General features: G+C 53.9%; 9 protein-coding genes and 1 pseudogene. All 10 read left to right on the forward strand.

The window, feature by feature from the left end; genetic code table 11:
• The first annotated feature begins 219 nt into the window (after positions 1–219).
• Positions 220–2,439 (forward strand): TonB-dependent receptor plug domain-containing protein, encoded by a 2,220-nt coding sequence (locus V3O24_RS04315; protein ID WP_331306337.1) that lies wholly within the window; start codon positions 220–222, stop codon positions 2,437–2,439.
• 86 nt (positions 2,440–2,525) lie between these two features.
• On the forward strand, positions 2,526–3,032 hold the full coding sequence (locus V3O24_RS04320) for an aspartate carbamoyltransferase (protein WP_331306338.1): 507 nt from the start codon (positions 2,526–2,528) through the stop codon (positions 3,030–3,032).
• Positions 3,033–3,500: 468 nt separating this feature from the next.
• Positions 3,501–5,882: a TonB-dependent receptor gene (locus V3O24_RS04325; RefSeq protein ID WP_104424586.1), complete on the forward strand. Its 2,382-nt coding sequence runs from the start codon at positions 3,501–3,503 to the stop codon at positions 5,880–5,882.
• Between the two features lie 91 nt (positions 5,883–5,973).
• Positions 5,974–8,418 (forward strand): TonB-dependent receptor, encoded by a 2,445-nt coding sequence (locus V3O24_RS04330; RefSeq protein ID WP_331306339.1) that lies wholly within the window; start codon positions 5,974–5,976, stop codon positions 8,416–8,418.
• A gap of 83 nt (positions 8,419–8,501) precedes the next feature.
• Complete coding sequence (locus tag V3O24_RS04335; protein ID WP_331306340.1) at positions 8,502–9,755, forward strand: sialidase family protein; 1,254 nt, start codon at positions 8,502–8,504, stop codon at positions 9,753–9,755.
• A 364-nt stretch (positions 9,756–10,119) separates the two neighbouring features.
• A complete protein-coding gene (locus V3O24_RS04340; RefSeq protein WP_331306341.1) occupies positions 10,120–10,845 on the forward strand; it encodes an ABC transporter ATP-binding protein in 726 nt (241 codons plus the stop codon).
• Entirely contained in the window at positions 10,842–11,924 is a 1,083-nt protein-coding gene (locus V3O24_RS04345) for an ABC transporter permease subunit (RefSeq protein WP_331306342.1), read from the forward strand. Before V3O24_RS04340 ends, V3O24_RS04345 begins: the two co-directional genes overlap by 4 nt.
• A gap of 14 nt (positions 11,925–11,938) precedes the next feature.
• Entirely contained in the window at positions 11,939–12,250 is a 312-nt protein-coding gene (locus tag V3O24_RS04350) for a DUF3526 domain-containing protein (RefSeq protein ID WP_331306343.1), read from the forward strand.
• Positions 12,193–13,599 carry a DUF3526 domain-containing protein gene (locus tag V3O24_RS04355; protein WP_331306344.1) on the forward strand — a complete coding sequence of 469 codons (1,407 nt, stop codon included), beginning with the start codon at positions 12,193–12,195 and terminating at the stop codon, positions 13,597–13,599. The genes V3O24_RS04350 and V3O24_RS04355 overlap by 58 nt, the downstream gene beginning before the upstream one ends.
• A gap of 256 nt (positions 13,600–13,855) precedes the next feature.
• A pseudogene (locus tag V3O24_RS04360) lies at positions 13,856–14,306 on the forward strand (energy transducer TonB); the annotation flags it as partial.

Genomic DNA, 14,306 nt, shown 5'->3' on the forward strand with positions numbered 1-14,306 from the left:
GATTCAACTTCGAAGTGCAATCCCGGCCAGCCTGCGCAACGAGTTATTTAACCTATTAAAAGTGCGGGATATGACGCACTTTTTTAAAGCCTCGGATCGGCGCGGCCACATAGTTATTTATTTACAATGGGTTAAGTATTTGGCATGTAATGTGCTTTGGTTTGCGCGTCATGAAATTTTGATAAATATTATTACGCAGACAAAAAGTTAGAGAAGAGAATGAAAAAATACATACTATTGTTGGGGGTCGGTTATTTAGGCAGCGCAATTGCGGCCGAGCCTGTGGGTACGGAAAAAACCAATGCCAAATCCGGCCCAAAAAAAGAGAGCGCAAACAAGATAGCGGAGCCGCCGGTTTTGGATGTGCTGACCATCAAGGCGCAAAAGTCCAATATCGACCAGCCGTTCGGCAGTTATCTCGACCATTCCAATATAGTCCTGTCCAGAACGGCAACCAGCGATACCGCGCAAATGCTTAAAGGTACGCCCGGCATGAGTTTCTCCGGTGGCGGCGGCATTTCCAGCCGGCCTATTATCCACGGCATGGCGGATGATCGCTTGCGGGTTCAAGTCGATGGCATGAATTTGATTTCGGCTTGCGCCAACCACATGAATCCGGCGCTGTCTTACGTTGCTCCGTCCAGCGTACTGAGCGCCCAGGTGCTTGCCGGAATCACGCCGGTCAGCATGGGCGGCGACAGCATCGGCGGCACGATTCGCGTTAACTCCGCCGATCCCGAATTTGCTGAAGCAGGCGCGGGTCCCCTTATAAAAGGTCAGGCTTCGACTTTTTATCGCAGCAACGGCGATGCGCGGGGAGGCAATATTTCGGCCTCGATAGCGAACGAACATGCCGAGCTTAAGTACACCGGTTCGACGGTGCAGGCCCGTAATTACAAGGCGGGTGGAAATTTCACCGCCTCGAATACAAAAAACAGCAATGATGTCGTGAGTTCTTCGGCGTATAAATCCGAGAACCAATCGCTGTCGCTGGCCTTGCGCAACGACGACCATCTGGCAGTGATCAAGGTCGGGCAGCAAAACATCCCTTATCAGGCCTTCCCCAACGTGCGTATGGATATGACCGGGGACGACAGCTGGTTCGCCAATATCTTCACTAAAAGCCAGTTCAAGTGGGGTAATCTTGAAACGCGGGCTTATCACGAGGATGCCAAGCACAAGATGAACTTCCTGGCGGACAAAATGTCCACGCCGACCCGCAGCATGCCGATGGAGACCTATGGCGTTAACCAGGGCCTGTCGGTAAAAGCCAATATCGATATTACCGACAAACATTTGCTGACCGTGGGCGGGGAATATCAGCGGTATCGCTTGGATGATTGGTGGGATCCGGTGCCTGGCAGCATGATGATGGGGCCGGGTACATTTTGGAATATCAATGGGGGACAGCGAGATCGCGTAGATCTGTTTACCGAATGGGAAGGCCGCTGGAACGAACAATGGCTGACCCAACTCGGCGCCCGTGTCGGCGGCGTGGAAATGAATGCCGGCGCCGTAAAGGACTATCAAAGCAGTACGGTGGCGCAGAGAGCCGAGGCGACGGCTGTTAACAGCCAAAATAAAAAACAAACAGACATCAATATTGATTGGACGGCATTGGTGCGCTACACCTTCAACGACATGCAGACTTATGAACTGGGGGCTGCCAGAAAGTCCCGCTCGCCTAATCTTTACGAGCGCTTTGCCTGGTCCCGCGGAGCAATGGCTATGTTTATGAATAACTGGGTCGGCGACGCCAACGGCTATGTCGGCGACATTAACCTTAAGCCGGAAGTCGCTCACACTGTCAGCGCGACAGCAAACTGGCATGATGCGAATCAGGAAGACTGGGAAACTAAAATCACGCCCTTTTACACCCATGTTGACAACTATATTGATGCGGGACTCTGTCAAACAGCGAACGGCAAGACATGCGTCAGCCCGTCCGGGGGCTTTAATTTTCTGCAACTGGGCAACTACGATGCGCACCTGTTCGGCGTCGATGTTTCCGGGTCCAAGCTGTTGTTGGATACCGCTAAATACGGCAGCCTGACCGGTAAAACCGTTTTAAATTATGTCAGGGGGCAGAACAACGACACCGGCGGCAACCTGTATCAACAGATGCCGTTCAATGCGACGGTGGCGCTTGAGCATCGTCGCGGCGCTTGGTCGAATACGATTGAAACCCAACTGGTCGCATCTAAAACAGACGTGCAAACCGTCCGGGTAGAGCCTAAAACCGCAGGTTACGCACTGCTCAACCTGCGCAGCAGCTATACCTGGAAGCATTTACGCGTCGATGGCGGCATAGACAACATTCTCGATAAAAATTATGCGCTGCCTTTAGGCGGTACTTATATCGGCGAAGTAAGCACGGCCGGAACAGCCGTTCCCGGCATGGGGCGTTCATTCAATGTCGGCATGACGGTAAACTACTAACAAGCACTGGGCGGCCTTGTTCCGGCATTGATGCAATCGCCAATGCCGGAATAGAGTCGCTCCATTTGAGCAAAGGAAATTAAGCAATGAAACGATTAGTCGTATGCCTATCAATGTGGCTGTTTATAGCGGCATCGCTCCAGGCGGCGGAAAGAGCGGGCGATGAGCGGCTTGATGAGGTTGTGCGGCGCGGTTCGCATGTGATGCCGTTCGACTTGGAGCAGACGACGCATGTTTTCTCAAAAACCGCGAAAGGCGGGTTACAACAGGTCGTCGTCAAAGACAGTTCCAATGCCGGTCAAATCAAGTTAATCCGTCAGCACCTGACAAAGATTTCAAACGAATTTATGCAAGGCGATTTTTCCAATCCGGCTAAGATTCATGGCGAAGACATGCCCGGTTTGGCGGAATTGAGAGCGGCTAAACCAGGCCGGATCAAAATTACCTACAAGGAGCTGCCTAATGGAGCCGAGATCGATTATTCAACGGATGATCCAAAATTGATTGAAGCCATTCATCAATGGTTCGACGCTCAATTAAGCGATCACGCCCGTCATGCCATGCCCGGCCATTTAATGCACCACAAACCCTAAAAAGCAGAACCGGCGGGATTGATGCGGCTTCAATCCCGCCGGTTTCACTGCTTTATCCAACTTTCGCCCGTCCCTCGACAGGCTCGGGACATACGGAATTCTTGAATGCGTTATCTTCCGCTAAGTACCAGATCCAGTTATATTTTTTAGCTAAAGACAGTCGCGTACCGTCCCTTTGTCAATTGCGTTAGCCGGACGGCGACGTTGCGGTCAAATTAAACTATGTTATTTAACACGCTAAAGTGCGTCATATGACTTGTTTATATTAAAGATATGTTACGCAAGCCGCGATAGGGCAAATCTATTAAAAGTACAAAACGTTTAAACAATTAGTTGTAAGCAATTGATTACCGAAGATAAGGAATTTAAGTGCGACGGTCCCGATAGTCAATATTGTTGCGAAGACAGCGGTTTGGCATGCAACGTGCTTTTACTGGCAGACCGCCCACAACTATAAAAACTAAAACAATGAAAAAATATCTACTGTTACTGGGAACAATTTATTTAGGCAGCGGAGTTGCTGCCGAGCCAGTGAAGGCTGTCAAACCGGCACAGAAAAAAGAGACGGCAAAAAACACAAATCAGCCGCAGGTTTTGGCGACTCAAGTCATCAAGGGGCAAAACGAGGGAGCAGAGGCTTATAAATGGTTTCCCAATACGGCCAAGGCGACGCCTACCTATACGATTAATGCGGAAGACGTCAAAACAAAAGTCAACGCGACAACGGTTGAGGATACTATCCGATACGCTCCGGGCGTACTGATACGCAAACGCTTTATGGGCGACCCGAACGGCACCCTGGGCATACGCAGCTCAAACTCGTTTCAAACCGCGCACAGCATGGTTTACGCAGACGGCATGCCGCTGCATAACCCTTTGCGCACCACTTACAGCGGAGCGCCCAGATGGTCGATGGTGTCGCCCAGCGAAATCGATTCGGCCGAAGTGCTTTACGGGCCGTTCTCATCGCAATACAGCGGCAACTCGATGGGCGGCGTGATTAACCTGATCACTAAAATGCCGGAAAAATTCGAAGCCCAAATGGACGCCACCGGCATGTTTCAGACTATGCACAGGTCAGGGCGCAATGAAACCTTAATGGGTTACAAAACCTTTATTTCAGCAGGCGACCGGTTCGATAAGTTCAGCGTCTGGGCCTCTTATAACCGCTTTGAAAACGAAGGCCAACCGCAGACCGTCAATGCGGCGGCTTTAAGCACGGCAGCCGGCGGAACGGCGGTCACCGGCGGTGAAGGTTACCAGACAACCACGGGTGCTCCGGCGATTGCCTACGGCGATATCGGCGTCGCCCAACAAACGACGGATCTGTTCAAGGCCAAATTCGCTTACGACTTTACCGAAGAGTTGCAAGGACGTTTTACCATTGCCTATGAAGACCGCGTCGGCAAAGTTGACGACCCGAACACGCTGTTAAGAGATGCGGCGGGCAACAAGGTTTGGGGCGGCGGAACAGCAGCCGGTCTCTCAACCAGCACCAACTACAGAACAGCGGCCGGAAGGTTTGCGGTGCCCGGTTCGGTCTTTTCGGTCAGCGATTCACAGCGCCAGGCGCTAAATTACGGCTTGGGCTTAAAAGGAAAAATCTCGAACGATTGGAGCATCGACACCACCGCCAGCTTTTACGATGCGTTCAAGGACAGAACGATCAGCTCGAATCTTAATCCAAGCCATCCTTTGAATCAAAACAAGGGCCAGATTTCCGATGAAAAACCCTGGTGGGCGACTTACGACCTGAAATTGGCGACCGACAAGTTTATGGGAAGAAACGATTTGTCCTTTATGGGCGGCTATCAATTCAACCATGCCAGTCTGAACCTGGATGTGTACGACACCAATAATTACACGGCCGGAACGGTCGGCGCCCGCACGAACGACAGCGGCGGCGCGACCCAAACCAACAGCGCGTTTTCGCAGCTGGAATGGCGATTCTTGCCGGACTGGAGCATCATGGCCGGCGGCAGATTCGATCATTGGCAAGCTCTCGACGGACATGTGCGGACTTTCGGCGCGACCAACAACATTCAAAACTATGCCGATCGCGACGCTTCCCGTATTTCGCCTAAAGCCTCGCTGGAATATTCGCCGGACAAATGGACTTTCCGCTATTCGTTTTCCAAGGCGTATCGCTTCCCGATTGCCGAAGAAATGTTCGCCAGTTTGTCCAGGTTGAACAGCATTACTACGGCGGCTCCCGGTTTGGGGCCTGAGGACGGTTATTTTCATAACTTCATGACCCAGTACGATATTCCCAGAGGTTATGTCCGGGCCAACATCTTTTTTGACCAGATCCACAATGAGATTAACAGCACCTCGGTAACCATCAACGGTCAGACGACCACAACCTTTCAGCCGATTGACAAAACCGAAGCCATTGGCGTGGATTTGACCTATCAACAGAACGAGGTGTTTAACCTGCCTGTCGATTTAATGGCTAACACCACGATAATGGACAAACGCATTATCGAGCACAATCCTATCGGGACTAACAGCGCCAATTACACGGGCAAGCTGTGGGATCGTATACCCCGCCTGCAAATCAACGGTTCGGCGACTTATCATATTACTCGGCCGTGGGCGGCGTCTGTGGGTGTCCGTTATCGCAGCGATTCGTATCAAACTTTATCCAACACCGATACTGCGGCAAATGTCATGGGCGGCACCGATGAATCGACTTTCGTCGATTTAAAGACCTCTTATCAATTGCCGATCAATCCAAAACTGAAAAGCACGATTACAGCCGGGATCGATAACGTGTTCGGTGCCAATGCCTTTGAAAATCACCCTTATCCGCAGCGCACCTATTTTGTCAGCGCATCGCTGAAATATTAGCCGCAACGGATAAAATAGTTTATTGATCAGCACAAGGATGTGCGCCTTTAAACGCCACATACAATAAAAATAATTATTTTAGGAGGACACGATGACACATTCCAAACCACCTTATCCGCTAAACGCCACGCGGGCTCTGATCTGCTTGCTGATGGCGGCGTCCCCGCTCGTTGCGGCAGAAACCGGGCAAAATGCCGATAAAAAGAAAGCCGCCGCCGGCAGCGCCAAAGCGGTTCCGGTGATGAAGGAAATGAAGGTCACCGAAACAGCAACACCTGCGGCCAAGACGCCTACCGCCAAGGAAAGATACCGGCTGCCGACGACGACGGAAAGCGTTACCAGCGACAAAATAGAGAGCACCGTCAATGCGATGACGGCCGAAGATACGATTAAATACCTGCCCAGCATCCAAGTGCGCAAACGTTATATCGGCGACACCAATGCGCCGGTAGGTTGGCGTACTTCGGGCACAGGCGCCAGCGCCCGGGGCCTGATTTATGCCGACGGCATCCTGCTGTCGTCATTGCTGGGCAATAACAACGGCAACACCGGTTCGCCGCGCTGGAACATGGTGGCGCCCTCGGAAATCGAGCGGGTCGATGTGATGTACGGTCCGTTTTCGGCGGCCCATGCCGGTAACTCCATCGGCGGCGTGATCGACATCACGACGAAAATGCCGGAAAAATTCGAGGCCGGCGCCGACGTCAAATCGACTTGGCAGGATTACGGTTTCTACGGCAAGAACAAGATGTTCGACAGCCAGGAATATTCTTTCAATGTCGGCGACCGCTACAAAGATTTTTCATTCCGTTTTGACGCCAGTCATCTGGACAGCCATAGCCAGCCGATAACGTTCAATAATCCTCTGGTTTCAACGACCGCCGCAACGGCTGCGGACAAGGTGGTGACGGGAGCCGTCTCCAACCTGAACGGCGCAGGCGTTCCTGCCGTGGTGTTGGGCGAGGGCTACCTTAATCACACGGTGCAGGATAATTTCAAATGGAAATTGGGGTATGACTTCACCCCGACCGTTCATGCAGCGTATACGCTCGGATTATGGCAGAACGACAATAATGCGGGCTTTAACAGTTTTTTACGCGACAGCGCCGGCAATGTGGTCGATAGCGGAAGGGTCAATATCGACGGCAAGCGCTATGATCTTGGTAGTACTTTCGCAGAAACCAGAGCCGAGCAGATGCACTGGTCGCATGGCATGAACCTTAAATCCGATACCGGCGGCATATTCGATTGGGACTTGTCGGGCAGCGTCGTCGAATACGGCACCGATCTTAGCCGGACATCGACACAGGCGCCTGCATTGGCCGCCAACAACGGCGCCGGCACGGTGACCAGTTTGACCGGAACCGGTTGGCATACCGCCGATGCCAAGGGTATATGGCGTCCCGGCGTCGACCTGCTGGGCAAGCATGAAGTCAGTTTCGGTTTCCATCATGATTTATATAATCTGGATAATCCGCAATATACCGTTGCCAACTGGCAATCGAGCGACATCGGGACCATTAACTCCAACTCGCAAGGCAAGACCCAAACCGAAGGCTATTGGATGCAGGACGCCTGGGACTTTGCCAAGAACTGGAACCTGACTCTGGGCGGGCGCGTGGAAAATTGGCACGCTTACGACGGCTTAAATCAGAGTTTGACTGGCGGTTCACTGAAATCGCTGAACCAGGCGGATCGCAACGAACTGGAGTTTTCACCCAAGGCCAAATTGACCTGGAAGCCAATGGAGCGGGTGCAAACCGGTTTAGCCGTCGGCCAGGCCTATCGCTTTGCTACCGTAACCGAGTTGTTTCAATCGACTACAGTGACTACGGGCGGGGTAACCAATATTGCCAACGGCAATCCGAACCTCAAACCCGAAGAAGCGCTGTCTTCCGAGCTGTCAGGCGAATATTTCCTGGATCAAGGCAAATTGCGTCTTAGCTTGTTCCAGGAACGCGTAAAGGACGCCATTTATACCCAACGCGGCTTTTTAGCCACCGGCGGTACGGTTAACTCCGCGCAAAATGTCGGAGAAGTTCAAACCTACGGTGTCGAGTTTGCGGGCGAAGCCAGCGATGTCGGTATACAAGGGCTTGACCTGTCCGGTAACGCCACCTGGACTGACTCCAGAATCACCGAGAACGATGTGGCGGATGCGGCGGCCCTGGCCGCAGGCAACACCGCCGCCAACCCTTATGCGACTCAGCCGTCAACCGGCAAACGCCAGCCACGGGTTCCCGAGTGGCGCGCAAGCGCGACTATCGCTTATCGTCCGACCGACAAGTTGGTCACTTCGGTCAGCGGCCGTTACAGCAGTTCGCAGTTCGGCCAGTTGAACAACAGCGATACCAACCTGGCTACCTATGCGTCGGGCGGCAATTCTTACTTCATTGTCGATTTACGCACCAAATATCAAGTCACCAAGCAAGTCAGCGCTTCGGTGGGTATTGATAACGTCAACAACAGCGAGGTCTGGTTATATCACCCGTTCCCATCGCGCACTTACTTTGCCCAGTTAAAGTATAATTATTAGGCCTTTCGTAGGGGCGCATGCAATGCATGCGCTCCTGCGGCTTTATAATTCCGCTCGATTCTTTAAATAAGCAGGTTTAACCCATGAAATCCCGTGCCTCTTTACTATTTATCGCTGCGCTGGCAGTCTCCGGCTGCGCCAATGATGCGACGGTAAGACCCGCAGACGACGCCAAGCAGCATGCGCATCATCACGGTGCGGAAACAAAAGGCGTTTGCGCCGATGCCAATGCGTCGCCCTCGAATCAGTGCGCCGAAACGATCAGCGCCGCTTTTGACGGCAACGGTGTGCTATGGATCACTTGGGTAAACAATGATCACGTTTATGTGCAGTCATCGGACGATAAGGGTTTAAGCTTTACCTCGCCGGTGATGGTCAATGCCGCAGCCGAAAAAATAGAAGCCAAAGGCGAATATCGCCCGAAAATAAAGCCGGATACTAAGGGTAATATTTATTTAACCTGGACACTAAAGCTGGAGGGTAAACATAGCGGTCACATCCGTTTTAGCCGCTCGACCGACGGCGGCGAGCATTTTTCCGCTCCGGTTACCGTCAACGATAACCTGGACATCATCAGCCACCGCTTCGACAGCATGGCGATCGGCAAAAACGGCGAAATTTTTATCGCCTGGCTGGATGCCCGCGATGTTGAAGCCGCAAAAAAAGCCGGCCAGAAATTTGAAGGTTCATCGCTGTATTACAGCTGGTCGGATGATGGCGGAGCGCATTTTTATCCGAATAAAAGAATCGCGGCTCACACCTGCCAGTGCTGCCGGCTGGATACCGCGATAGCGCCGGATAACACGCCGGTCATTACTTGGCGGCACGTTTTCGAAGGCGGCGTCCGCGATCATGCGCTGGTTAAATTCAACGACTGGAATACCCCCGGCGACACTCACCGTGTAGGCCAGGATAACTGGAAAATCGACGCCTGTCCGCATCACGGCCCCGGCCTGTCGATTTCCGAATCCGGCATTTATCACGCGGTATGGTTCAGCAATTCTCCAAGCAATCAGGGCCTGTTTTATGCCTATTCGACCGATGCCGGACGGCATTTTTCCATGCCGGTCAACTTCGGCAAGGCAGGCTCAGGTCATCCGCATGTGCTGGCTGTCGGTTCGCGGGTCAATGTGGTTTGGCAGGAGTTTGACGGCGCCAACAACGTTATCAAGCTGATGAAGTCGGCCGACGACGGCAAAAGCTGGTCGAAGCCCGAAGTGATTGCGCAAACGGCCAAGTCCGGCGATCAGCCGTTTTTGGTGACTGACGGGGAAAAGATATATCTGTCCTGGAAAGCCCAGCAGCAGGATTATCGATTAAAGCCTGTTGCCGAGTAGTCGATGCGTAGGATTTTTATCCCGTTCCCACGCGCTACGCTCGTCGTTATGGGCAAGTCCGTTCAAGAGCGTCATTTGGGCATGGACGTTGACTTGGATGTAGGCCGGAATAAGACCGCCCGGCGACAGCCAGGGTGGGCGTTTCCGGCAATCGGAGCGCCGGAAACGCCAGTCCTGCGCTTAACGCGCGGACTGAGTAAATTTTTCTCGTTCCCACGCGCTGCGTGGGAATGCAGTTAAAGGCGCGCTGCGCCGCGAGTCATGTGCAACGCCCAAAAACATATACAGTGTAAACACAGGACGCAGCGCGTCCAGCCTAGCATTCCCACGTAGCGCGTGGGAACGAGATAAGCCGAAACTAATTATGTCGCCAAATAAACCCCTGCTTGAAGCCAGAAAACTGGTGGTTAATTATAAAAACCATCGTGCGATCGACGCGCTCGATTTGTCGGTTCCGGCAGGTTGCGTCTATGCCTTGTTGGGCGGCAATGGCGCGGGCAAGACTTCGACGATCAACACCTTCTTGGGCTTCAACAGGCCGACCGACGGCAATGTTTTTATTGACGGCGAGTCGCCTGAGCAAAATCCGGCCGCAGTTCGCGCCAAGCTGGCGTACTTGCCGGAAAATGTCGCGCTTTATAACTACATGAGCGGCATCGAAAACCTGAGCTTTTTCTGTACGTTGGCCAATGTCCGAATTTCCCGCCAACAAGCGCACGATTTGCTGGCGAATACAGGCCTGCAAGCCGATGCCCACGACCGGCGCGTTTCGACTTATTCCAAGGGCATGCGCCAGAAAGTCGGTTTGGCTGTCGCCTCGGCAAAACAGGCGAAAGTCATGCTGCTGGACGAACCGACCTCCGGGCTTGATCCGAGTGCGGCCAATGATTTCGCCCGGCGGGTAAGGCAAGCCGCCGATTTGGGCATGGCGGTGCTGATGGCGACTCATGATCTGTTTAACGCCAAGCAGGTCGCCGACCGTATCGGTATCATGAAAGCAGGCCGTCTGGTCGAAGAGTTCGATGCGCACACCGTCGCGCATGACGAGCTGGAGCACAAATATCTGGCGCACGCGCGGGGCTTGCTGTGATTGCAGCGATTATCCGCAAGGAATTATTGGCGGTGCTGAGGGACGGAAGGCTGCTGGTGTTGGCCTTTTCGGTCTTCGCCGTATTAAGCGGATTTTTTCTGGCTTCCGTCGCCGAGCATCGGCAGGTGCAGCAGGAAAAACAAGCAGTGGGCGCAACCGCGAAGGAACAATGGGATACGCAAGGCGTCAAGAACCCGCATGCGGCCGCGCATTTCGGCATTTATGTATTCAAGCCGGATTCGCCGCTGGCGTCGATAGATCCCGGATTGAGGCAATATACCGGCCAAGCGCTCTGGCTGGAGCCGCACAAACGCAACGGGGCGCGATTCAATCCTGCGGCCGATCAGGGCCTGGCCGGCCGTTTCGGGCAGGCCAGCGCCGGTTTTGTGTTGTACGCGCTGCTGCCGCTGCTGGTCATTGCGCTGGCCTTCAATGCGGTGACCCAGGAACGGGAGCAGGGCACCTTGCGCATGTTGCACAGCTTGGGGGTATCGGCAACCAAGCTGTTGCTGGGCAAGTTTACCGGTTTGTTGCTGGCTTTTGTGGTGGTATTGACGCCGGCAATGCTGATCGCCGTGATCATTTTGTATCAAAACTTCGATCTCGCCGGTGACGACATACTCAGGTTATCCGCATTGAGCGGCGTGTTGTTTGTTTATTATGCGGTATTCGCGGCCTTGGCAATGTCCACGTCGATCCATTTTAAAAGCAGCCGATTGGCTTTGTTTGTCCTGTTGGCGTTCTGGACGGGCAGTGTGCTGATTGCTCCGCGCCTGGGTGCGACAGTCGCAGAAATGCTGGTTCCGACGCCAAGCGCAGCGGCGTTCTGGGCGGCGATCAAACAAGACATTCAGCAGGGCTTGGCTAACGATGGCGATCATGACGCGCGCGAGGCCGCATTTAATGCCCAGGTGCTAAAGCAGTACGGCGTGGCGAGGATTGAAGACTTGCCGGTCGGCTATACCGCACTCAAACGCAGTTTTAACGACAATTATTCCGAACGGGTCCACGCGCTGCATTTCGACAGATTGAGGGATGCGTTCGAGCGCCAGGGCCCGTCCATATCGCCTCGCTGCTAGGCCCGAGCATCGCGATGCGTTCGGTGTCGATGGCGCTGTCGGGTATGGATTTGGCGCATCAGCGGCATTTTGAGGATGCGGCCGAACAGTATCGCGATTATTTTATCGGCCTGACTGACGACTGGGATCGAGAACGCAGCCACGGTGCGGAGCACGGCGCTCAGGGCCATGACGCCGACTGGGGCAGCGTTAAGGCTTTCAGTTATACGCCGCCTCCGCTGGGTTTTGCGCTGTATCATGCGCTGGCCGATCTGCTGGTGTTGCTGGCTTGGCTGGCCGCCGCGCTGATCTGGCTGTTGTTTTCCGCGAACAGGCTGAAGCCGTGACCGGTTTGTTGCGTGCGGAATGGCTGCGCTTTATCCGCAACCCGGTCAATCTGTGGGTAGTTGCCGCGTTCTTTGCATTGCTCGCGACCAGCGCGCTTTGGTCCGGCCTTGCCGCCGGCGAGTTTCGCGCCCGAGCATTGCAGCCGCAACAGCAAACCGGCAACAGCCAGGTACGGGCGGAAATGCACGATGCGCCCGTCGCCGGCAAAGGCGGCGAGACAGTCAAGTCGGCTGACAATGCAAGCGTGCGTCTCCCGGCGCTCGGCGGTCTGGCATTGAGCGTGCGGCAAATGGACCTGCTGGGTACCGAACTGCGCATCTCGACCCGTAGCCGTTATACCGACGGCCGCAACAGCGACCAGCTGTTCAATCCGTTGCTGCGCGAACTGGGCTTGCTCGATTTTGCAAGCATAATTGCGTTATTGCTGCCGCTGACGGTCATAGCCCTCAGTTACGGCTTGGTGCAGGAAGACCGGGAGCGGGGCGTGTGGCGTTTGGTTTGCGCGCAAATGCCCCATCCCTGGCGGTTGGTATTTGCGTCTCTTGCGGTGCGTTTCGTTATGGTGCTGGTGCCTGCCGCTTCGGCATCGCTGCTTGCGTTTATGCCGGATTCCGGTTCAAGCCTTTATGCGGCAATGTATTGGCTGGTTTTTGTCGGCCTGTTTGCCGGGGTATGGATTGCAATTTCCGGGCTGTTCTTGTTATTGCCGGTTTCGTCGGGTGCGGCGGCGGTGGGATTGTTGGGCGTGTGGCTGATCACGACCTTTGCGGTACCGGCGGGCTTGAGTTGGGCCGCGAACGGCATGGAGCCGATGCCTTCGCGGCTGGCGGCGATTGTCGATATTCGCCGTGTTCAGGCGCAAACGTCCAGACAGCAGGCCGAATTGCTGTCGGCCTGGTACTTGGCGCATCCTGAAATCGCGCCGGTGAAAGAGCCGCCCCGTGAGATTGCCGGATTGCCGGCGAACCTGGAGCTTGACAGCAAGGTGCGGCCCTTGATGTATCGTTTCGACGAGGTTCGTAAGGCTCATTTTGAGTTTATGGAACGATGGTCCGCGCTGTCGCCCGGACTTGCCGCCGTGTTGACGGCCGACCGTCTGGCGGGTATCGATGCCCCCCGTTATGCCGGGTACATTGAAGCGGTCAATCAATTTGAAGACCGGTGGCGGGCGTTTTTCGTGCCCAAAATGATGGGCGGGCAAGGTGCGCAAGCTTCGGATCAGCCGCCGGTGTTGAGCCCTTTACCGGCTACAGAAAGCGTATGGACGGTAATATTGAGCCAGTCTCTGATCGGCGTTTTGCTGCTACTGACGTTGGCCATATTGCGCAATCGGTTCGGAAGGCCGTAAAACACGAATTAAATAGTTAACTTTATGTTTTTGAAAGTTACCTGGAATGACCACAATTCAGGCTTTATAATGGCCGATGGTACTCAAGACTCTTTAACGAAATGAGGAAAGAGATGTGAAAATATTAAAACGGGTGCAACATCCAAAGGTGCAAAGTTTCTCAAAGATCGCAGGATTGAGAAGGATGATTTAATCGATATATTTTCTCTGCCCGGTTATTTTTAAGTTTATTTTCAATAAGAAGACAATATTCCTTATGTATTTTTTCAAAAACGACAAAGACGGCTTGCCCGTTCATGCGTTAACGTCTTTGGGGGGCGTTGTGGTGCCGACCGCGCAAAAACACTCATTGTTTAAAACCTTGACCGGTCAGGAAAAGCCGGAGTCAATGGGTGGATTACTGTTGACTTTAGTGTTGTCGCTACATCTGTGGGCGGCGGTCTGGATGCTGCGCCCGGCCGAACCCGTTACCCAGGCCAAACCGATGATCATGGAAGTGTCGTTGGTTGCCGCGCCAAGCCAACAGCCTGCCCCGCAGCCGGTTGCGCAACCCAAGCCGGAAGAACCGAAAAAACCGCCGGTAAAAAAGCCGGTCAAGAAAAAAGAACCGGTCGTCCGCAAACAGGCGGAGCTGCCGAAACCGTTGCCGATGTCCGAGTCAACGCTGCCCGCGCCATCCAGTGCGCCGCCGGTAGCGGCAAGCGCCG

It is taken from the genome of Methylobacter sp. Wu8 (assembly GCF_036440755.1).
GTDB lineage: Bacteria > Pseudomonadota > Gammaproteobacteria > Methylococcales > Methylomonadaceae > Methylobacter_A > Methylobacter_A tundripaludum_A.